General features: G+C 52.1%; 21 protein-coding genes. 7 read left to right on the forward strand and 14 right to left on the reverse strand.

The features are described from left to right. Positions 1-7: 7 nt before the first annotated feature. Positions 8-919 carry a TonB family protein gene (locus DUE52_RS12430; RefSeq protein WP_114406341.1) on the forward strand — a complete coding sequence of 304 codons (912 nt, stop codon included), beginning with the start codon at positions 8-10 and terminating at the stop codon, positions 917-919. Positions 920-961: 42 nt separating this feature from the next. On the opposite strand, the gene DUE52_RS12435 is transcribed toward DUE52_RS12430, so the two are convergent. The 6 genes from DUE52_RS12435 to DUE52_RS12460 all read right to left on the reverse strand — a co-directional run bounded on the left by DUE52_RS12435 (position 962) and on the right by DUE52_RS12460 (position 6,398). Further along, a complete protein-coding gene (locus DUE52_RS12435) occupies positions 962-1,417 on the reverse strand; it encodes a hypothetical protein (protein ID WP_133299829.1) in 456 nt (151 codons plus the stop codon). A 114-nt stretch (positions 1,418-1,531) separates the two neighbouring features. Then, positions 1,532-2,044 carry a SixA phosphatase family protein gene (locus tag DUE52_RS12440; RefSeq protein ID WP_114406343.1) on the reverse strand — a complete coding sequence of 171 codons (513 nt, stop codon included), beginning with the start codon at positions 2,042-2,044 and terminating at the stop codon, positions 1,532-1,534. Positions 2,045-2,069: 25 nt separating this feature from the next. Further along, positions 2,070-3,269: a M20 metallopeptidase family protein gene (locus tag DUE52_RS12445; protein ID WP_114406344.1), complete on the reverse strand. Its 1,200-nt coding sequence runs from the start codon at positions 3,267-3,269 to the stop codon at positions 2,070-2,072. A 34-nt stretch (positions 3,270-3,303) separates the two neighbouring features. Next, positions 3,304-4,002, reverse strand: coding sequence for an RDD family protein (locus tag DUE52_RS12450; protein WP_114406345.1), 699 nt, complete (start codon positions 4,000-4,002; stop codon positions 3,304-3,306). A gap of 110 nt (positions 4,003-4,112) precedes the next feature. Next, the gene (locus tag DUE52_RS12455; RefSeq protein ID WP_114406346.1) at positions 4,113-5,297 is read right to left on the reverse strand and encodes a glycosyltransferase; all 1,185 of its coding nucleotides are present in this window, start codon (positions 5,295-5,297) and stop codon (positions 4,113-4,115) included. Continuing rightward, entirely contained in the window at positions 5,298-6,398 is a 1,101-nt protein-coding gene (locus DUE52_RS12460) for a glycosyltransferase family 4 protein (protein ID WP_114406347.1), read from the reverse strand. It abuts the gene before it with no gap. Positions 6,399-6,572: 174 nt separating this feature from the next. Between DUE52_RS12460 and DUE52_RS12465 the strand changes: the two genes are divergently transcribed. The 3 genes from DUE52_RS12465 to DUE52_RS12475 all read left to right on the forward strand — a co-directional run bounded on the left by DUE52_RS12465 (position 6,573) and on the right by DUE52_RS12475 (position 9,259). Beyond that, positions 6,573-7,553 (forward strand): stage II sporulation protein M, encoded by a 981-nt coding sequence (locus DUE52_RS12465; protein ID WP_114406348.1) that lies wholly within the window; start codon positions 6,573-6,575, stop codon positions 7,551-7,553. A 91-nt stretch (positions 7,554-7,644) separates the two neighbouring features. Further along, positions 7,645-8,526 carry a hypothetical protein gene (locus DUE52_RS12470; RefSeq protein ID WP_114406349.1) on the forward strand — a complete coding sequence of 294 codons (882 nt, stop codon included), beginning with the start codon at positions 7,645-7,647 and terminating at the stop codon, positions 8,524-8,526. Further along, the gene (locus tag DUE52_RS12475) at positions 8,510-9,259 is read left to right on the forward strand and encodes a DUF4129 domain-containing protein (protein WP_114406350.1); all 750 of its coding nucleotides are present in this window, start codon (positions 8,510-8,512) and stop codon (positions 9,257-9,259) included. The genes DUE52_RS12470 and DUE52_RS12475 overlap by 17 nt, the downstream gene beginning before the upstream one ends. Here DUE52_RS12475 and DUE52_RS12480 read toward each other — a convergent pair whose 3' ends face one another. Beyond that, the gene (locus DUE52_RS12480) at positions 9,260-10,048 is read right to left on the reverse strand and encodes an SDR family oxidoreductase (RefSeq protein ID WP_114406351.1); all 789 of its coding nucleotides are present in this window, start codon (positions 10,046-10,048) and stop codon (positions 9,260-9,262) included. A 278-nt stretch (positions 10,049-10,326) separates the two neighbouring features. Here DUE52_RS12480 and DUE52_RS12485 point away from each other — a divergent pair, with 278 nt between their 5' ends. The 3 genes from DUE52_RS12485 (at position 10,327) to DUE52_RS12495 (ending at position 12,265) form a co-directional block, all read left to right on the forward strand. Next, positions 10,327-10,908: a LemA family protein gene (locus DUE52_RS12485; RefSeq protein WP_114406352.1), complete on the forward strand. Its 582-nt coding sequence runs from the start codon at positions 10,327-10,329 to the stop codon at positions 10,906-10,908. A 112-nt stretch (positions 10,909-11,020) separates the two neighbouring features. Beyond that, a complete protein-coding gene (locus tag DUE52_RS12490) occupies positions 11,021-11,455 on the forward strand; it encodes a TPM domain-containing protein (RefSeq protein WP_170315692.1) in 435 nt (144 codons plus the stop codon). Further along, positions 11,456-12,265, forward strand: a complete 810-nt coding sequence (locus tag DUE52_RS12495; protein ID WP_114406353.1) for a TPM domain-containing protein — start codon at positions 11,456-11,458, stop codon at positions 12,263-12,265. A gap of 63 nt (positions 12,266-12,328) precedes the next feature. Here DUE52_RS12495 and DUE52_RS12500 read toward each other — a convergent pair whose 3' ends face one another. The 7 genes from DUE52_RS12500 to eno all read right to left on the reverse strand — a co-directional run bounded on the left by DUE52_RS12500 (position 12,329) and on the right by eno (position 21,563). Further along, entirely contained in the window at positions 12,329-12,883 is a 555-nt protein-coding gene (locus tag DUE52_RS12500) for a hypothetical protein (RefSeq protein WP_133299830.1), read from the reverse strand. A gap of 173 nt (positions 12,884-13,056) precedes the next feature. Then, complete coding sequence (gpmI, locus tag DUE52_RS12505) at positions 13,057-14,592, reverse strand: 2,3-bisphosphoglycerate-independent phosphoglycerate mutase (RefSeq protein WP_114406355.1); 1,536 nt, start codon at positions 14,590-14,592, stop codon at positions 13,057-13,059. Between the two features lie 231 nt (positions 14,593-14,823). Then, complete coding sequence (locus DUE52_RS12510) at positions 14,824-18,162, reverse strand: UTP--glucose-1-phosphate uridylyltransferase (RefSeq protein ID WP_114406356.1); 3,339 nt, start codon at positions 18,160-18,162, stop codon at positions 14,824-14,826. 3 nt (positions 18,163-18,165) lie between these two features. Continuing rightward, a complete protein-coding gene (locus DUE52_RS12515; protein ID WP_229312151.1) occupies positions 18,166-19,116 on the reverse strand; it encodes a UTP--glucose-1-phosphate uridylyltransferase in 951 nt (316 codons plus the stop codon). A 181-nt stretch (positions 19,117-19,297) separates the two neighbouring features. Then, positions 19,298-19,825, reverse strand: a complete 528-nt coding sequence (locus DUE52_RS12520; protein WP_114406357.1) for a low molecular weight protein-tyrosine-phosphatase — start codon at positions 19,823-19,825, stop codon at positions 19,298-19,300. A gap of 61 nt (positions 19,826-19,886) precedes the next feature. Then, entirely contained in the window at positions 19,887-20,198 is a 312-nt protein-coding gene (locus tag DUE52_RS12525; RefSeq protein ID WP_114406358.1) for an FtsB family cell division protein, read from the reverse strand. Between the two features lie 87 nt (positions 20,199-20,285). Continuing rightward, the gene (eno, locus tag DUE52_RS12530) at positions 20,286-21,563 is read right to left on the reverse strand and encodes a phosphopyruvate hydratase (RefSeq protein ID WP_114406359.1); all 1,278 of its coding nucleotides are present in this window, start codon (positions 21,561-21,563) and stop codon (positions 20,286-20,288) included. Positions 21,564-21,722: the final 159 nt, after the last annotated feature.

A 21,722-nucleotide genomic window follows, 5' to 3' on the forward strand; every position in this document is an offset into this window, starting at 1 on the left:
ACCCGTTATGAAGCTTTCCAAAACCGTCTCGGCCCGGCTCCGCTTCTGCCAGCGCCGGATGGACAACCGACTCATTGCCTACACGTTCGGGCCGAAACCGTCGGCTTTTGTAACGCCTTTCTTCCAATCTTCCACCTTAAAACAACGCATTCTGATGCTCCAGAAATCCGAAACCAACCGCTGGGCAATCGTCAAATACGGCTTTGTGGCCCTATTCACCTTTTCTCTCTTCCTATTCGTGGCGGCTTGCGAAGACCGCGCGAAGCAGGATGTTGTCAATAACAAAGAAATAACCGTTTCCGGTCAGATTTTTGCTAGTGACGGAATACCCATTCCGGGTGCCAACATTGTTTTGAATGGCGTCCAAAGGGGCACAACAACCGATGCAAAGGGCCGCTATACAATCACGGTGCCCGCCAATGGAACCTTACTGATTAGCTTCGCCGGACATAAAAGCCAGGAAATTGCGGTCGGCGGAAAAACCGTTGTGAATGCCCGGCTGGCGGAAGGTTCTGACGGAACAGCGGGGCGGTTTTCGGGCCAGACCACAGACCCCAATCGCCCCGCTGAAAAACTGACAGCGGAGCAGGATAAAGAGGGTATTTTCACCGTCGTTGAGAAGAATCCTGAATTTCCGGGCGGCATGCAGGCGTTGAGTGATTTTATCGCTAAAAACATGCAGTATCCCGAAGCCGCCCGGAGGGCGCATGTCAGTGGGAAAGTATTTGTCCGGTTTGTCATCAACACGGATGGCAGTTTCCAGGACGTTCAAATCCTGAAAGGCATTGGCTTTGGTGCCGATGAAGAAACCATTCGGATCATCAAAGCCATGCCCCGCTGGAAACCGGGGACGCAGGATGGAAAACCGGTGCGGGTTCGGTATAATCTGCCGATTAAATTTGACTTGGAAAATCAATAAAGCAAAAGCCCCGGTACGCAATGTGCCGGGGCTTTTTTGGAGTTACTTTCTCCGGTTTTTGGGGAACAGTTCCATAAATTGATCATAAAACTGTTCGTACTCATCCGGAGCTTTTCGCTTTTCCCAGCCCACGGCAAACTCGGTTTTCGCCCGCTTCCAGGTCACGGTTACGGCAGGATTTTCCGGTTTTTCCAGTTTCGTGGTTTTGATTTTACAGGTCTGTTCCAGCCTTGCGAATACCTTCTGGGTGGTATCTTTTTTTTGCTGGCCTAATTGCGTAAATCCTCCCTCCGATCCTTCCCGGTAATACATCAACCCGTTGTCCAACAGACGATATTCGGGCCGGTCGGTATCGCTGCCAAGCGTTACCACAATCTGGCGTCCAGTAAACCGGTTCGGAAACGTTGATCCGGTGGGTGCCGGTGTTTGAGCCGTAACCATGCTCATTTCGAGCAGATACGTCAGACAAAAAACAAAGAACAATCTTACCAGTCGCAAACTCATTAAACGGATTCAATTTGGGTTAATACTCTCTATCTTAACTGCCTAAACGACAAAAAATTGCCCGTTTTTTTGTCGCCGAATATTCACATTTCCCCGAAGGCAAGCGAATCAAGGTTCTGTCGGCTTGCCGTACGTTTCTTCCTGCAAGCTGACCGACGTGCCAAAAATTCCGTTCTTGATGGTCACAATCAGCAAGTTATCGTGATCGCCGGATTCAATTTTTGTTTTTGTTGGTTTGGTACCCAGCCCCTGCGCAATCTCCAGAATCGTGTTGCTGTGGCCGACCACCAGACTATTTTTACCCTTCGTTTGCTGGATCAGTTCTACCACCGCACCGACCGGTTTTGCCGGATACGAGTCGATGGGCAGGTTGAGTCGTTGAGACAGGGGCCGGGCCGTTTCCTGCGTCCGACGGTAGGGCGTAGTCAGAATCTGGCTAATCCGCTCGTCTTCCAGCCGGTCGGCCAGGGCCTGAGCGCGTTCCAGCCCAACGGCGGTCAAACCGCTGCTGTCGGCTTCGTTGATCTTCTCCGCGTGCCGAACAATGTAAACCGTAGACGTCGAACAGCCCGTCAGGCCAAGCACCAGCAACAGAACCGGAAGCAGTTTATAGATCCTCATCGCAGCGTTGTAAAACTCTTAACTCTTAATTCTTCACTCTCAACTCCTCCAGCGCCAGCCAGCTCATCAAACCGGCTCCAATTTCCAGGGCCGATTCGTCGATGTCGAACGTGGGCGTGTGAACGCCGGAAATGATGCCCCGCTCTTCATTGCGCGTTCCGAGTCGGTAGAAACACGAATCGACTACCTGCGAATAGAAGGCAAAATCTTCGCCCGCCATCCACAAATCGAGGTTCACGACGTTTTCAGCACCCATGTATTCCGTGGCCGCCGAGCGCATCCGCCGGGTTAGTTCAGGGTGGTTTTTCAGAAACGGATAACCGCGTACCACCGTAAATTCGCAAACGGCACCCATCGCTTCGGCCATGCCCTCGGCCATTTTTTTCATCCGGCGCAGGCCGTCTTCCCGCCATTCTTCGTCCATGCAGCGAAAAGTGCCTTCAATTTTTACTTCGTTGGGAATCACGTTCGTCACACCGTCTGCAATAAACCGCCCAAACGACAACACCGAGGGATTGGCCGGTTTGCGGTTGCGACTGATAATCTGCTGCAAAGCCACGATGATGTGCGAAGCAATCAAAACCGGGTCGATGAGCTGGTCGGGCATGGCACCGTGGCCGCCTTTGCCGATCACCGTCAGGTAGAGTTCGTCGGTGCTCGCCATGTACATACCTTCCCGGAAGCCAATTTTGCCAACCGGCACATTCGGGGCCACGTGCTGGCCGAGCATGCTGGCCGGAGCCGGGTTTTCCAGCACGCCGTCTTTGATCATCAGCGACGCCCCACCGGGGGCTTTTTCCTCTGCCGGTTGAAAAACCAGTTTCACCGTTCCCTCAAACTGGTCGCGGAGTTGCTGCAAAATGCGGGCGGTTCCCAACAACGACGACGTGTGAACATCGTGCCCACAGGCGTGCATGACGCCCTCGACGGTCGATTTGTAGGGAACATCGTTGGCTTCGTGAATCGGCAGCGCGTCCATGTCGGCCCGCAGCCCCACAACCCGGCTTTCGGATGAACGGCCCGCTCTTCCTTCAATCAGTGCGACCAAACCGGTGTTGGCAACGCCCTCCTGCGGAGTCAGGCCGATGGCTTTGAGTTGTTCGGCAACGAATTGGGCGGTTTTGAACTCATTGAACGACAACTCCGGGTTGGCGTGCAGGTGACGGCGGTTGGCAATCAAATCGGCCGCATAGTCCCGCGCTAGTGTTTTGATTTGTTCTTTCATATGTGTAGATACCTGCGGGCCGGGCCGCGCAGGCTTAAGAGGCTAAAAACTGGTAATCATTGATCAGCGTCCGAAGGAAAGTGGTATCGTCCAGTTCCGACCGAACACCGATGACTTGTTTGACTTTATCGGCGGCTAAACCGCTAATTTCGGGATTATTCATCCGCAAAGCCTCCCGGACAATGTTCAAATCCCGGTCGGAAAGCTGGGCCACTTCCGGAAACCGCACCTGATAGTCGTCGGGTAAGGCCCGGTAGGTAATCTGGGCCAGCGTAACGGGCCGGGTCAGTTTCACCACCGTGGTGCCGGCGGCAATGTCGCCAATTCGCTGGCCCCGGCCGTTGGCCGCAATGGTAATGACGGCCACCATTCCGCCAAAAAACATCGGCGATTCGATGATCCGGAGCAGCCAGCGGAGCAGATAAGCCCCCAAACCGGGTTGCGATCCGTCGAGCATCACCACCCGGATTTTCATCGCTATTTTCCCCAGACTTTGCCCATTCAGAAACGTTTCGCACAGCAGATCGTAGAGCATGAACGGCAACAGCAAAAACAGGCCCGTCCAGAAGGAACTCCGAAACGCGCCGGGGAGCAGTTTGGTCAGCACAAAATACAGAATCAGCCACCCAAAAAAAATCAGGTAATCGAGCAACAACGCCAGAATCCGGTCGCCCAAACTGGCGGGTTCGTATTCCAGCGTAACGTTCTGGGAAGTCTGAATTGAAACGGTCATGGTAATCTGGTTTTCCTGGCAAGACTTTCGACCACTTTGATTTTTGTTTCCAGCCTATCCACCCTGTCAGGGTCTTTGACCGCTGACAGGGTGGATAGGCTGGAAACAAATCAAAGATGATTAAAAATCGTCTCTGCAAAATAAACGTTCGAATTGCGATCGGCTAACTTTTGCAGGTTTGTTTTCGAATACGGTAGTTGTTCGGTCAAAATCCGTTCCAGAAGCGCCCGAATCGCAGCCGGTGAGGTGGCATCCGTCACGGCCCCCAGTTGCTCGGTTTGCACCAGATGACCCAGATAACCGTAATCCGACGCCAACACCGGTTTTCCGGAAACCGCAGCCCGCACCACGACCGACGCCATGCCGATGTGGTTCTGGTATAACGCTAAAACGTAGTCCGACAACTCAAAATAAACCTGAATTTCCCGTCCTTTTATTTCGTCAAACACCCGCACCATCTGCATGTCGCTCCCGACCTCAGCCATGCTGCTTTCGACTTTTTCCCGAAAACCGGGTTGAATCGGCCCGGCCAACACCAGACACAACGCCCGTTGCTGCTCCGGTTTCAGGAGTTTCAGGGCATTGAGCAGCGGTTCGATGCCTTTGCGGTCGTCCAGATGCCCGAAAAGCAGCAGAATCCGGCGGTTGGGTGAAATCCCGAGTTTCGTTCGCAGGTGTTCAACCTCGGCGGGCGTAATGGCATACGATTCGACCGGATCGGCCAGCGGCCAGATTTTGACGTGCGGACTCAACGCCTGCAACCCTTCCACCGCCGAATGATCCAGGCAAAACAGATTGGTCAAGCCTTTCCGGTTCAGAACCCCGTTTAAGGTTACTTTTTTGCGGATTCCGTTCAGCCGGGCTTTGATGCCGGGCCGGGTTTTGTAATGAAAATCCGGCCGAAAATAAATACCGGAAACCGCAAAGGGCGCTGACCGTCCGAGCCAGGTTGCCAGCATAAACAGATCGAAATACATCAGCAAAACGTGCGATGGCTGATGCGTCTGCCCATATTTCAACACCAGATTCCACTCCTTGAACGAACGGGTCGCCATCGACGCTCCGTGTACGGTTTCAATGTCTTCCTCCGAAATGGGCACGAACCGGATGTTTTTAACACCCGGTTTGGCTTCGAGCAAGGCCTCAAATTGCTTCCCGAACGATTGCTGGGTAACGACGATCAGTTCACCTTCGGGGCGGTTTTGCACCCAATAGGCGATCAGATGCGTCAGGTAATCAGCGTGGTGGCCGTCGATGATCGTATCAAAAAGCAGGATTTTCTTCGCTCTGTTCACTTATGCAATACGTTGGTAAACCTGAAGTGTTTGACTTGCCGTTTCTTCCAGCGAAAAATGCTGCCCCCGCTCGCGTCCTTTCCGGACCAGGGACTGGCGCAGTGACTCGTCCAGAATAATTTTTTCAATTTGTTGCTGCATATCCAGCGCCGATTCCGGGTCGAAATACAACGCAGCTTCCCGCGCCACTTCCGGAAAACACGACGCCCGACTCAACACCACCGGGCAACCGGCCGCAAAAGCCTCCAGAATCGGAATGCCGAAGCCTTCGTAGAGCGACGGATAGACAAATGCCAGCGCGTTCTGGTACAGGCGATACAGCGTAAAATCGTCGATGTTGCGCTGGCTGATTCGGTCGGTCAGTCCCAGTTGCTGAATCCACTGCGTTTCTTCCGGATTGAACGAACCGCCCCCCGCACAGATCAGTTGGACGTGGCGGTGTTTTTTGAGCGTCGGCGCCATCGCCTTCAGAAAAGGAATGAAATTTTTGTAATCGTTGCGGGCACCGACGTACAGCAAATACGCTTCCGGCACCTCAATCTGAACGGTTTCGGGGACTTTCAGCGTCTGAAAAGCCGTCGCGTGGTAAACGACGGTGATCTTTTCCGGGTTGATGTTGAACAGCTCGATCAGATCGGTTTTGGTATTTTCCGACACCGCAATGATCTGGGCGCTCCGGTCGAAGAGCCTCTGTTTCAACTCCTTCGATGCGTTATCGATGTGCCCAAATTCAGCCCCAAACTTGTCTTTGATGGCATCGTGGTACGTCAACACCACCGGTTTTTTCGTGTGCTTCAGAAAGTACGGATGAAAAAAAGTAGGATGAAAAACGTCGTAATTATTCCGCATCAACTGGGTCACGCTCCACAACCGGTTCACCTGCGAAAAGAGCATATTGGTGGGCATAAAACCCAGAAAATACGAAAAAGACTGAACCCGAAACGCGTCACTTTCCAGCAGGTAGGCATTGTTGGAAAACAAAAGCGACAACTGGGTTTCAACGCCTTTTTTTTGCAGCGATACCATCAGATCGTAAAAATACCGGGACACTCCGCCATACCGCACCCCCGTAAAGGCCTGATGGTCAAACAATACTTTCATAAAATAGCCAAATACACACAGAAACTACAAACTTACGGAGAAACCCTTTGACAACGGCTATTTGTTGCCGAAATCGACCGTATTGTCCCCGTTCGTATGAGCGGCTTTGAAATATGGCATTTGATTTGCAACTTATCCGACCCAATGGGTTTTGGCTCATAACCCGGTTTTTTCATGCGCGAAGCGGCTTTTATCAAACAGAATACGGAAAAGTGGAAGGAGATCGAGAGCGAACCCGTAACCGCCAACGATCGCTCCAACCCCGATGTGCTCACCGATCACTTCATTGAGCTGACCGATGACCTGTCGTATGCCCGGACGTTTTATCCCACGTCGCCCGTCACCCGGTATCTCAACGGTCTGGCGGCCACGATGCACCGGCGGCTGATGGGCAACAAACGGGAGGAACGCAGCCGCTTTGTCCAGTTCTGGGCGGTAGAATTGCCGTTGCTGTTCCGAAAATCGCACCGGCTTTTGCTGGTATCGTTCATCATTTTCCTAGTAGCGGCCGCACTGGGCTGGGTGTCGGCGGCCAACGACGAGTTGTTTGTCCGGCTGATTCTGGGCGACGATTACGTCAACATGACGCTCGAAAACATCCGGAAAGGCGATCCGCTGGCGGTTTACAAAGGCAGCGGACAGGCCGATATGTTCATGGGTATTACCGTCAACAACATCCGGGTTTCGTTCATCGCGTTCATTCTGGGTTTGTTTGCGTCCTTCGGAACGATTGCTGTCATGTTTCAGAATGGCGTGATGCTCGGAGCCTTCCAGTATTTTTTCTACGAACGCGGTTTGCTACTTCCGTCGGTCCTGACGATCTGGATTCACGGAACGCTGGAAATTTCGGCCATCGTCATTGCGGGCAGCGCGGGGCTGACGCTTGGCAACAGTTTGCTGTTTCCGGGCACCTGGTCGCGGCTGGAGTCGTTCAAACGCGGGGCCAAACAGGGGCTCAAAATTGTAATCGGGCTGGTACCGGTTTTCATCACGGCGGGTTTTCTGGAGAGTTTCGTCACGCGTCTTCCCTTGCATCCGGTGGTTAGCGCTGCCATTATTCTGGCGTCGGCTGCGTTCATTATCTGGTACTTTATTATTTACCCAATTCGACTGGAGAAGAAGTTTACTGAGAAGTTTGATGGGAACGCGGATTGAACGGATGCAGCGGATTGAAACTGATTTTATCCGTGAAAATCCGCTGCATCCGTTCAATCCGTGTTCCCATCCGTTAAATAAATAATAACCCATGAATCTCTACCAAACGCGCGATTTCGGCGAAAAAATCAACGCTACGATCCAGTATGCCGTCAAGCAAATCCGCAGTCTTAGCACGGCGTTGCTCTACATTGCCGGGGCTCCGGCGCTGATTGCGGGGATTGCGTCGGGTATGGCATCGGCGTCGATGCTGTCGACCCAACCAACCGGCGTCAACACTCCCCGCATGAATTCCTGGATGATTCAGCAGTTGTCCAGCCCTTATTACCTGGTAGCCATTGTGTTTGCGTTGTTTATCCCGCTGCTGGTCAACCTCACCGTCTATAGCCATTTGAAAGTCTACAACCGCAACCCGGGCGAACCCGTCACGGTTGAAGCGGTCTGGGCGGAGGTTCAAAACGCATTCGGGCGGGCCATCATTACGTGGTTGGTGGTTGGCATCCTCGTCATTGCGGCCACGCTCTTTTTCCTGATTCCGGGTATTTATCTGGGGGTTGTTTTCTCGTTGGCACTGGCGGTCGTCGTCCTGGAAGACGGTTCGGCCAGCACGTTTATGGGACGGTGTTTCGAACTGATCCGCGACCACTGGTGGTCGACCTTCGGGCTGATCATCATCATCAGTTTTATCGCCTATATTCTCAGTTTTGCATTCAATGTGCCCGCAGCCGGTGTCAGCATGATGGTTGCGCTGAAACTCGTTCCCAGTATGCCGGTTTATGTGACGATTCTAACCAGCATCCTTAGTACAGTCGGCAGCGTGGTGGTGTCGTCGCTCATCGCCCTGGGCATCGCTTTTCAGTATTTTAATCTGGTTGAATTGCGGGATGGCCGCAGCATTCTGTCGGCCATCGACAGCATCGGATCGTCCACACCCCCGCCCATCCCCCGTTCCAGCGATGAAGGTGATTATTAACCGTACGGCGAAAAACCGCCTGGCCGGTTTTTTGCTCCTGGCCACGTTGACCGGTTTTCCGGCGGTAGCGCAACTGCCAATTCCGCAGGCCAAAGACACGGCGCAGGCGCAACCGGCTCCCGACGACCGCAGTTCGATCCGGGTGCGAAAACCGTCGACGGCCAAGCTGAACGACTACCGCAACGACCGCGATTACCAGTATGGCCAGGACTTTAAACCGGGCAACAACCTGTGGTCCAAGTTCTGGAGCTGGTTCTGGCAAAAAGTGGGCGAATTTTTGACGAGCAAATCCTACCAGAATTTCTGGCAATACGTGTTTCTGGCGGCTGCTGCGGGTTTGGTAGTCTGGCTGATCATCAAGGCCGAAATCATGGGATTCATTTTCAGTAAAAAATCACAGGGAGCTGCGCTGGCCTACGAAACGCTGACTGAAAACATTCACGAAATCGACTTTGAGCAACAGATCAACGCGGCCATCGACCAGCGAAATTACCGGCTGGCGGTGCGGTTGCTGTATTTGCAAACGCTGAAACACCTGAGCAATCACAACCTGATCGATTGGAAACCGAACAAGACCAACCGCAGCTACGTCTACGAACTGGCTCAGTCGCCCCTGCAACCGGCGTTTGAGACCCTGACGACGCAGTTTGAATACATCTGGTACGGCGATTTCCCGATTACCGAGGAGCGGTTTAAACCGTTGCAGGAGTCATTTGTGCGGTTTAACCGGTAATTACAAACCGCCCGTTTTTCCACCATCCACCGGCACGTTGATCCCGTTGATCGAAGCCGCTGCGGGTGTGCAGAGAAAGGCCACGGCTGCCGCTACTTCTTCCGCTTCTGCAAACCGCCGACTCGGGATTTCGGCCTGCATTTGGGCTTCAATTTCATCCAGCGATTTATCCTGCGCGCTCGCCCGCATGGTCAGCACAGCATCCAGCCGGGCCGTACGCGTATATCCGGGCAAGACGTTATTAACCGTAATTCCGAATTGAGCCATTTCCAGCGACAGGGTTTTGGCCCACTGCGCCACCGCCCCGCGAATGGTGTTGGAAACACCCAGCCCAACAATGGGCTGTTTCACCGATGTGGAAATAATGTTGACAATCCGGCCGTAACCCGCTTGTTTCATGGATGGGATCACAGCCTGCGCTAAAATCTGGTTGTTGAGCAAATGCGCGGCAAAGGTTTTGGTAAACTCCTCCAGTTTGGCGTCGATCAGCGGGCCACCCGCCGGGCCACCGGTATTATTAATCAGAATGTGAACCTCCGGAAAGTCGGTCAGATAGGCTTCAATAGCGGTCTTCACTTCTTCCGGATTGGCAAAATCGGCCACCTGATACCGGTGTTTCTGCCCTTGCTGCGTGTCTAATGAGTCGATGGCCTCTTTCAATTTTTCTTCATTGCGAGCCAGCAGCGTAACATTTGCGCCCAATAGCGCCAGTTCAACGGCGGTCGCGTAGCCAATTCCCTGGGTGCTTCCACAGACAATAGCGGTTTTTCCGGTAAGCGAAAGATTCATCGTATAGTTGGTTTAGTCCGGGCCATTTTTAGCTGGTACAACCCATTCATTCGTATAAAACGCTAAATAACGGCATTGCGGCAATATTTTTACTAATTTACCAATCAATTGGTATCTGTAATCAGTTATTCACCCGAATCACCTGCCACTCGTCCGCACCGGTTTCCAATCATCAACCCCGGCGGATGGGTTACGGTCGAAAGCGTCCGGCCGTGTAATTTATTGGGATACGGATCTGGTTTTAACGAACTTTGCTAACAAATTAATCGATAAAAAACATGTCTAAAGGTCTTATTATTGGCATCGTCCTGGTTCTGATTTTTGGTTTTTTCGGATGCAGTACATATAACGGTATCGTCGGAAAAGACGCGAATGTGGGTGAAAAATGGGCCCAGGTCCAAACGCAATACCAACGCCGGGCCGACCTGGTTCCGAACCTGGTGAACACCGTGAAAGGAGCCGCCAATTTCGAGAAAAGTACGCTAACAGCGGTGATGGAAGCCCGTTCAAAAGCCACCAGCGTTCAACTGACCGCCGACCAACTGACGCCCGAAAACGTTCAGAAATTCCAGGCAGCTCAGGATCAGTTAGGCGGTACGCTGTCCCGTCTGCTGGCCGTGTCCGAAAACTATCCGCAGTTGAGAGCCACGCAGAATTTCTCCGAACTCCAGTCACAATTGGAAGGCACCGAAAACCGCATCAGTGTAGCGCGGAACGATTTTAACGCGGCTGTGAAAGACTACAACGTCTCCGTCCGCACGTTCCCGGCCAATATTTTCGCCGGCATTTTCGGTTTCTCGCCGAAAGGTTTCTTCGAAGCCTCGCAAGCCGCCCAGAACGCCCCAGCCGTCCAATTTTAAGTTAAGAATTAAAAGTTAAGAGTTAAAAATAGACTGCCTCATTAAACGTTTGGCAGATCAACATTTTTAACTCTTAACTTTTAACTCTTAACTTTTAATTCATAACTCCTTTATGTCCGCAATCAACCTTTTCACGTCCGACGAGCAGCAGCAGATCATTCAGGCGATTCGGTCGGCTGAACTGGAAACGTCGGGCGAAATTCGGGTCCATCTCGAACTGCATTGCCCAACACCGGACGTCATCGAACGGGCGGTGCAGGTTTTCCGGCAACTGAGCATGGACCAGACCGCCCAGCGCAACGGGGTTTTGTTTTATCTGGCAACGGAAGACCACAAGTTTGCGGTATTGGGCGATGAAGGCATCAACAGGGTTGTGCCCAAAGACTTTTGGGTAACCACCAAAGACATTATGCGTGAAAATTTTCGCGCCGGTCGGTTTACGCAAGGGTTCTGTCTGGGCATTGAACGGGCAGGACAACAGTTACGACAGTATTTCCCTCGTCTGGACAATGACTCTAACGAGCTTTCCGACGAAATTTCACACTAAATGAAACTTCCCTTCGTCACATATCGCTTTGCAATACCGGTTCGAATTCTGTTGATTCTTCTGCTGGCCGTGGTTTCTTTTCGGACCTACGCCCAGGACGACGTCATTCCGCCCCGACCCAATCCACCGCGTCTGGTCAATGATTTTGTGGGTATTCTGAAAGCGGACGAACGGGCGAGACTGGAGGAAAAGCTACGGGTTTATAACGACTCGACGTCTACCCAAATCGTCATCGTGATTGCTAAAACCACCGAACCATACCCGATTGGCGACTACAGTTTTCAGATCGGTCGCAAGTGGGGAGTGGGGCAGAAGGGGCAGAACAACGGCTTGGTAATGACCTGGGTACCGTCGACCCGCAAGGTGTTTATTGCTACGGGTTACGGCCTGGAAGGCGCTATTCCGGATGCCATCGCCAAGCGGATTGTCAGCCAGATTATTGTCCCGCGTTTCAAAAGCGAACAGTGGTATGCCGGTTTGGACGAAGCGACCGACGAAATCATCCGCCGGGCCAGTGGCGAATACAAAGCCGCCCCGTCGGACGACGGCGGAGGTGGTGACGGCATCCTCTTCTTCATCATCATTTTCGTTGTGATCATCGTCATCATCTGGATCAGCCGGAACCGGGGTGGGGGTGGCAGCAACCGAAACCGGGGCGGGGGCTTCTTTCCCGTTCCTTTCCCGACCTCCACGTTCTCCGGCTGGGGCAGTTCGTCCGGCAATTGGGGTGGCGGAGGAGGAGGTGGCGGCAGTTTCGGCGGCTTCGGGGGCGGCAGCTTCGGCGGTGGCGGTGCTGGCGGGGATTATTAGTGAAGAGTTATGAGTTAAGAGTTAAATTACTCCGTTAACTCTTCATTCTTAACTCATAACTCTTCACTCTTTTACTTCTCCATCAATCAAAAACCGCTTCTCATCCAGCCACGCCAATTGCTGAAATCCTTCCATGTGGTAGCGTTTCAACGTGCCTGTCTCGCTTTCCAACCAGACGTTCCGCTCCGATTCGTAGAGTGAATTCTTCGTTCGCAAGGTCGCTTTCACCAGCCGGGGTTGGCGGGTGGCCGAATCCAGTTCGATGCGCAGAACCTGAACGGGGAGCTTTTCACCCGGTTTCAGGACGTATTCATACGTCAGCGAATCGGGGCGGTTTTTCAGATAACTGGCCTGATACGCCTGCTTGTTGATGTCGGCTTGCAAAAACAAATCGAGTTCGCGGCTCCAGTCAATGTCTTTTGTCGTTTGCTGCTCTTTCTCATCGCCAAAACCGGCCTGTTTCAAAACCGTCGGTTGCTGGCTTTTTAACTGACTGATCTGCTGCTCAATATACGATTTCAGGTCGTAATACGTCCCGGCGGGGGCTTCTTTGGTGGGATTGCTGCAAGCGGCTAATGCCAGAATAAAAACAAGTCCGTAACTAAATTTCATCATCATAAAAAATACCCCCTGACTTTCCAATCAGGGGGAGTGCAATAGTCGTTAGTTGGCGAACACCAACCCAAGCCGAAAAGTTTGTCGTTCAAGATAAGAGAGGTGAGACAAGAGAGTAAAGACCGCATTTGAATGATCTGTTATAAGTCTTTACTCTCTTGTCTCACTTCTCTTGTCTATTCCGCTATCAAACTATGGCCCGTCATGACATCGGGTTGCGCGATGCCCATCAGTTGCAGAATCGTCGGGGCAATATCCGCCAGAACACCGTTGTTCAGTTTCGGATGAAAGTCGTTATCGACCAAAATGCACGGAACCGGGTTGGTCGTATGGGCCGTATTAGGTGATCCATCTTCGTTGATCATAAAATCGGCGTTGCCGTGGTCAGCAATCACAATGGTCGTATAACCGTGGGCCAGCGCCGTGGTAATCACCGCCTGAGCGCACTGATCAACGGTTTCGGCGGCTTTTACAACCGCGGAGAACACGCCCGTATGGCCTACCATGTCGGTATTGGCAAAATTCAGACAGACAAAATCAACCTGCTCCCGTTCCAGTTCCGGAATAATGGCGTCGCGGATGTCCCTGGCGCTCATCTCCGGTTGCAGATCGTAGGTCGCGACTTTGGGCGACGGGCACAACAGACGGCTTTCCCCCTCGAACACATCTTCACGACCGCCGGAAAAGAAGAACGTCACGTGCGGATACTTCTCGGTTTCGGCAATCCGGATCTGTTTTTTACCCGCTTTCGAAACTACTTCGCCGAGCGTATTCGTTAGATTATCTTTGTCGTAAATGACCTTCACGCCCACAAATTCATTGTCATAATTGGTCAGCGTGACGTAGTACAGGTTCAGTTTTTTCATGTCCTGCTCCGGATAATCCCGCTGACTGAGTGCCAGTGTAATTTCGCGGCCCCGGTCCGTGCGGAAATTGAAGCAAAGCACCACATCGCCATCCTGAATCGTCGCCAGCGGTGTTCCGTCGGGATTCGTCACGATAATGGGTTTGATAAACTCGTCCGTTACGCCTTCCTCATAGGATTTATGAATCGCTGACAACTCCCCGCCCACTTCGCAGGTTTCATGGCCAATGCCCTTCACCATCGCATCGTAGGCCAGTTTGACCCGCTCCCAGCGGTTATCCCGGTCCATCGCAAAATACCGTCCGGTGATGGTGGCAATCTGGCCTGTGGTGGTTTTCAGATGCGCTTCCAGATCAGCCAGAAAACCGTAACCGCTTTTCGGATCCGTGTCACGACCATCGGTAAACGCATGAATAAATACATCCGTCAGTCCCTGTTCCTGCGCGACCGTACAGAGCCCTTTCAGGTGTTCGATGTGCGAGTGAACCCCGCCGTTAGAAACCAGGCCGATAAAATGGACTTTCTTGCCGTTGGTTTTGGCATAATTCAGCGCGTCGAGTAAAACCGGCTCTTTGTCCAGCGTATTTTGCTCAACGGCTAAATTGATTTTTACCAAATCCTGATACACAATTCGCCCCGCGCCGAGGTTCATGTGTCCCACTTCGGAGTTGCCCATCTGACCCGCCGGCAAACCGACTGCCAGACCCGAAGCCTCCAACTGGCTATGTGAATAATTCGTATACAGCGAGTCCACGAAGGGCGTATTGGCGGCATCAATGGCCGATACATCGATCTTTCGGGCAATTCCCCAGCCGTCCAGAATCATTAATATGACTTTCTTATTCATAATTCGAAATTAACAACATTAGCGGCAAAAGACGCTATTCTCAGGTTAAAGATGACTTAAAATGGCTGGATGGTTGAAGGATGGTTAAAATAGTTTGATGGTTAAATGGCTTAAAATGGTTTGATGGTTATGGTTGAAGGATGGTTAAAAATGGCAAGACTGCTCAAATTAACCATTTAACCATTTTAAGCCATTCAACCATCCTTCAACCATTCAACCATCCTTTAACCATCAAACCTCAAACGTACCCAAACCGGCAATGTAGTCTTTGCTGCCGTCGGTAACCCAGGCATCCAGTTGGGCCGGATCTTTCATTTGTTGCCCGCGCATCCGTGGAACGGCAATGTAGCCGCATTGCACATCAGTCAATGCCGACATGTCGCTCCACAATTTCTCAATCTGCGCCACCGGATAAATATCCTCTTGGCCGTGTCCCCAGCGGTATTTGACGTCTTTGGTGGTAACATAGGTCGGAATGCGGTGAGCAACGCTCCGAACGGCTTTGGCGAGTTTGGCTTCGTCGCCGTCCTGCAAATCCTGACGAGTCAGACCGAACAGCGTCAGCAACGGATCGATCTGAATCCAGGTCGTCATCGAATTGTAATAACTCAGATTCAGTTCGTCTTCCTCGCGGGGTTGTGCCAGCCCTTCCAGCAACCGCAGGTTTCCGTTGACCCGCGCCAGTCCTCCTCCCCGATCTTCGATCCGGCGGGGAACCACCTCGAACGTCAGCATATTTCCCGATTCCAGGTGATGCCCCAGAGCCGCCGGATTCACATCCGCGCCCAGCGTATCGATGTTGTGTAACATGACGGTTTCTAACTGCGGGTGCTCGGCCAGCAAGCGCGCCAAGGTTCCGTTGCGGAGCAAATTGGACACTTCATACCAGTGTCCCAGGGGCGAAAACCGCTGAGCCGCAATGTTATCGACGTAATCCGAGCCTTCGCCTTTCGACTTCGCCCAGCCAATCATCGTCTGGCGAACGGCATCACGTACTTTCTGCTTGTTTTCGTCGAGTGTTTCCTGCGGCATTTCTTCCCACATAAACCGCAGATCGCGCTCCATCGGCACAAACCGCTGCCCAATCGAACGACCCGGCGACAAATACGTGCTGCCGGAATACCCAAAATTACCGGTTTGTTCCAGCGTCTGCCGAATCGGCTCGTGTGTCAGGTAACTGGTAGCGACCAGATGCGGAATCAGGCCACCGTGAGTTTCGGCTACTTTCCGGGTTTTGGCCAAATGAATTTCCAGAAAACTCCGGTGTCGGCCATCGATTTCCACAAACGGATTCAGGGCTTTGATCACCCCGGCGCCTTTCGTCCACCGACTGCCCACGCCTGCTGCCAGACTCAAAACCGCCACTTTTCCGGCGCGAATGGCCGCTTCACCGGTTTTGACGGATGCTGTCAGTTCATCGAATTGAACGATGTCATCCGGCTGTACATCTTCAATGGTGGTTTCGGCCGCTAATCGATTGCGCGACAGACCGATGCGACCCTTTTGCAAATCTTCCCGAATTTCCTCGTGCTGGATGTAATCGAAGCCGTTTTCTTTCTTGATGCGATCGGCTTTTTCGTTTTCAACACTCCGGTTACTCTGCGACGTTGGATCGGAAACCTTGAACAGATTGCTGATAATCGTTCGCAGAAGCGGATAAGCCAGGTTGTTTTTCTCGCAATAGGTTGTAAACAGATCAATTTCTGCCCGCCGACTGTACGAAATCGAAGCGGGATCTTTTCGAACCAGTTCCGACACGTGAATACCGTAATACTGTTCCGGCATCAAAGCTTCGGTTCCAGCCTGCAAGGTCGCCCAGGTTCCTTTGTAATTGATGCTCCAGTTATAGACCACCGGTTCCATCGCAAACGGCAGCGAAGCCGACAATTCCGCTTTCGTTTTCCGCAGAATGTCCAGCACCTTCATTTTGTAGTCTTCGTAGCCCACCGGATTGACAAACATGCCCATGCCGCCCCCGGACATCCCACCCAGCATCAAAAAACCGTAGTAATCGTCGCCAAAGGCAGTTTTTGCTTTGGAAATGATCTGCTCGGTAAAATAGGTGGAAGCCCACGGAATGATGGTTTTGATCGGGCCTTCCCAGTTTCGGGCGGTATTAGCACCCAGTTTCTGAATGTCGCCTTCTTTGATGGCAGCCAGAATATTATCGAAAACCTGGTTGGTCTGCTGCCGGGCGTTCCATTCATTGTCGCCCCGGAGCAGGTATTTTTCGGTCACCATTTCCAGAATCGGGCCGACGTTGGAAGCCATCCCGCCGTGCATCAGCACCAGCGATTTCATGATCTTCTCGCCCATTTCCGGGTGGATTTCCTCGCCTTGCAACACCCGGTGGCGTGGCAATAGGGTCCCGCGACTGATGCCGGATTCGGGATCGCCTTCCTGCGCAAACGTGCCCTGAATGGCTTTGATACCGGGCCAGACCCCACCGGAATCCTGCCAGCCTCCGCCCGAACCACCGATCCATTCGCCCAGAATGGCCCGCGACGCCACCAGCCGCCGTTCACTTTCTTCCAAACCGCCTTCCAGCTTTTGGGTCTGACCCGTCGCCCGCATGAGCAGACTGATGATCGAGCCTAATAGGTTGGTCGAAACCGCAAACCGGGAGCCTTTCGGAATGTCGTTGACTTTGGTCACCAGCTCGATGCCCATGCCCGGCGCGACAATCCGGGATAGAATATCCGGCAACGACTGGTTCGTATTTTCAAACGAAGGTGGAATAAGGCCGGAGGCAATAACACCGGCTTTCACCAGACTCAGGTAATCATTCCCGAAATTGAACAAATCGGCGAGATCGGCAATGTCTTTCGTGGTGTTTAAGTCGATGCTCGTCAGCCGCAAAACCGGGTCCGGTATCACGCGAACGTAGCAGTTCAGCGGGGGGCGAATGTCGGCATCGCGGCCAAAAACGCCTAAATCAATCGATATATTGACCACGCGTGCGCCTTCCGGGTAATCCATTCCGAGGAAGAAAATATCCGACCAGCCGCTGTGGGTCAAGTCCATTCGCACCGAAGTCTGTTCGTGCAGAATGGGATAAAAGAGCGAATTCTCCGGGCGTTTCAGCAGAGCCGGATGAATCCGGATCGGGTGTTCTTCGCGGTGGCCGACCCGAAACATCCATTGGTTTCCTTTGCTGGAACGCACACTTTTCCGAACCTGACCGGCCAAAATCTGGAATGACAAATGGTGATAGCTTTCGGCCAGGGCGCTGAACAAAGCCGCATTCGGACCTTGTTTCTCCAGTTCGTGCAAAAAGGTAGAGATGGCCTGTTCGAACCGGCGGGCGAGCAAATCTTCAAAACCGATGTACGGCACTTTCCCGGTTGTTGGCGTCTCGGGATTCTCCATCAGAAAAAACCGGAAGCCTGCGTAGAGAAACAGAATGGCTCTTACTTTATCGTATAAATTAGGCGTCGATTTCCGAAATTCATCCAGTTCGCGCAACATACCCAGCAATTCTTTCCCCGACAACCGGCGACTTATTTCGTAAAAAGAACGGTTGCGTTTGGCAGGATCTGTCGAAGTAATCGTCTCTATAAAAACGTTCATATATCAGACAGTTCTGCTGTTTGCTTCGGCCAGTAATTCCACCATCGTCGACAGGATTTCACCGTGCGCTTCGCCCGCTAATCCCAACGCAATCTGAGCGCGTAACAGCCCGTGTTTCCGGCTTAAATCGTAGCGATTGCCTTTTACTTCCAGCGCCAGATAGTTTTCGGTTTCGGCCAGTTCCTGAAGGGCGGGCGTTAACAGAATATTGGTGCTATTCTGGTCGATGTATTTCTGTAGAATGGAGAAAATAGCAGGAGTAAAAACGTGCATCCCGAAGAAACAGAGGTAGTAACCGGCCCGTAAACCCGGCGTCTGGAGTTCGAGTTCGGCCACACTCAGGGGCGGTTTTTCAATAATTTTCTCAATCTGATAGACGCCCGAACGGTTGGCAGCCTGCTTACCGGTCAGCGTCCCGTAGCGGCCAATCTGGTGCTCGATGGTCGGATTGACGGCCGAAACCGAGCAGTTTTCCTGCGAAGCCAGTTCCAGCAACTGGGCCGCGCAGCTTTTCAGTTTGAGATTGGAAACATAAAGATAATCTCCCAACAGCAGCAGAAAGGGCTCATTGTTCACAAAATCCCGGGCGCAGTAGACCGCGTGGCCGTAGCCCAACGGTTCTTTTTGTTCGGCAAACTGAACCCGATCCAGCAAATGATCGATTTTTTCAGCTTCTTTCTTCGCCCAGTCGACACCCTTGAATGAATTGAAAAGATTGTCGCGCAGAGAAGCAAAGGCTTTGAGATAGCGGTCGCCGTCACCGGGGGCGCAAACCACGCACAATTCTTCGATTCCGCTGGCAAACGCTTCTTCGGCAATAATCTGGATCACGGGCTTGTGTAAACCGTCGGTATCGATCACTGGAAGCATGGCTTTCTGAATGGTATCCGCAACCGGATAAAGCCGCTCTCCGCGGGCGGCCGCCGTAATCACCGCTTTTTTAATTCTCATCATCTACGAAGCTAATTTTAAGATGGTATATCGTTGAGTAATTTCCAATGGCCGTTCACAAACGGGTTCAATCTATGGAAAATTAGCAGACTAAAAACCAGACGGTCGACCAGACCTATTTTATTGAAATTTTTTCTTTATTTCATAAAAATATCCGTGATTCCGGGGGAGATTTTCAAATGCGTTATTTCTTTTTCGCTCCCGTTGCGGACGGTTGTAGTGCGTGTTGCTCTACCAGGTAATTCAGCAAATTTTCGCAGCAACGGGATACAATCTGATAGACTTCTTCGAAAACCGCAGCATCTTCGTAATACGGATCGGGGACACTCAACCCATTCGGTCCGGAATCCGGCTGGGGGTCGAATTCGCGCAGCAAAACCGTGTTTTCTTCGCTATAAAGTCCGGTACTCCGGTGGCTGAAATACTGAATGGCGTCGTAATTCGCTTCGTCCATCGCCACGAGGTAGTCGAACTGCGACAAATCCTCGCCCGACAGTTTGCGGGCGCGGTGGGTCAGTTTAATGCCGTGTTCGAGCGCATTTTCACGAGTTCGGCGGTCGGGCAAGTCGCCAATGTGGTAGGAGGATGTGCCGGCCGAGTCGCACTGAATCGACGCTTCCAGGCCCCGTTCTTTGATCAACTGCTGAAAGACGCCTTCCGCCACCGGCGACCGGCAAATATTTCCCAGACAGACAAAGAGCACGTTAAGCATGATGATGGGTAATGGACAATGGACCATTGTCAATCGTCAATGGCCGATGGTCACTAAAGGTCTACTTTTCGATGGGTTCATTTTTCTCATTCACCAGCACATAAACATCCTCATTGGGCTTTTTCATGAGGTAGTTTTCGCGGGCGTATTTCTCCTGCAAACGGGGATTGCCCAGAATGGACTGGCGCTGAATTTCTACTTCCTTGATTTTTTCGTCGTAATAGACCAGATCCGTCTCCAGATCGCCCAGTTTCAGGCTGTTGCGAATCTGAGAAATGATGTCGTTTGCATCAAAAAACAGCATCCAGGTCAACAATCCCACACCCGTTGCGAAATAGAAGTTTTTGACGACTCGGAGGATTTTGGTCAGCATGGGATTGAAAGAATTAGCCCCCAACCCCCTGAAGGGGGCTTTAAGCATCTGGCTTTTGTAGCCCCCTTTAGGGGGTTGGGGGTAGTATTACATTTTGATTCCCGGGAAATACGCGATTTCGCCCAGTTCCTCTTCAATACGGAGCAACTGGTTGTATTTCGCCATCCGATCGGAACGGGACGCCGAGCCGGTTTTGATCTGACCGGTGTTCAAGGCCACGGCCAAATCGGCAATCGTTGCATCTTCCGTTTCACCGGAACGGTGCGACATGATGTTTTTATACGAATTGCGTTTCGCCAGATTGACCGTATTGATGGTTTCCGTCAGCGAACCGATTTGGTTTACTTTCACCAGAACGGCGTTGGCGATTCCCTGATCGATGCCTTGTTGCAAACGCGTAACGTTTGTCACAAACAAGTCATCCCCAACGAGTTGGGTCTTCTTCCCGATCAGTTCGGTTTGTTCTTTCCAGCCACTCCAGTCGTCTTCGGCCATACCGTCTTCGATGGAGATGATCGGATATTTGTCAACCCATTCTTTCCAGTAATTCGCCATTTCGGACGAGCTAAGTTTGTCGCCGGTCGATTTTTTGAAATGATACGTTCCGGATTCGGCATCATAGAACTCCGACGCAGCGGCATCCATGGCGATGTAAATATCCTGACCGGCGCGATACCCGGCTTTGTCGATGGCTTGCAGAATGATCTGGATAGCCTCTTCGTTCGATGGAATGTTGGGAGCAAAACCGCCTTCGTCGCCTACATTGGTCGACATGCCTTTGCTCTTCAGTACTTTTTTCAGCGAGTGGAACACTTCCGTTCCCCAACGCAGGGCTTCCGAGAAAGTGGGTGCGCCAACCGGCATTACCATAAACTCCTGGAAATCAATCGAGTTATCCGCGTGGCTACCACCGTTCAGAATGTTCATCATCGGTACGGGCAGCGTGTTGGCGTTGACACCGCCAATGTAGCGGTACAGCGGCAAACCGGCTTCCTGAGCCGCGGCTTTGGCAATCGCCATCGATACGCCCAGAATGGCATTGGCCCCCAGACGACCTTTGTTCGACGTACCATCCAGTTCAATCATAATCCGGTCGATCATGCTCTGATCGAACACCGACGATCCTACCAGTTCCGGGAAGATCAGTTCATTAACGTTCTGAACCGCTCTCAATACGCCTTTGCCGACGTACCGCTTCGGATCATCGTCGCGCAATTCGACGGCTTCGTGTGAACCGGTCGAGGCACCCGATGGAACGGCCGCACGGCCCAAAAAACCGTTTTCGGTACGAACATCGACTTCCACAGTCGGATTGCCTCTCGAATCCAGAATCTGTCTGGCATGAATGGACTGAATAATACTCATTGTGTCTGAAAAAGTTAGTTAGTATTCTGTAAAAGAGAGGGAACAAGTGTGCAGAAAATTCCTTGGAGATTCCTGAATGACACTGTTACCATTTGCTAACAATCGGTTATAGCACGATTTTTGCCATACAAAGTAAGTGATTTTTTCGGTTTGTAGGGA

This window comes from Larkinella punicea (assembly GCF_003334855.1).
GTDB classification, from domain to species: Bacteria; Bacteroidota; Bacteroidia; order Cytophagales; family Spirosomataceae; genus Larkinella; species Larkinella punicea.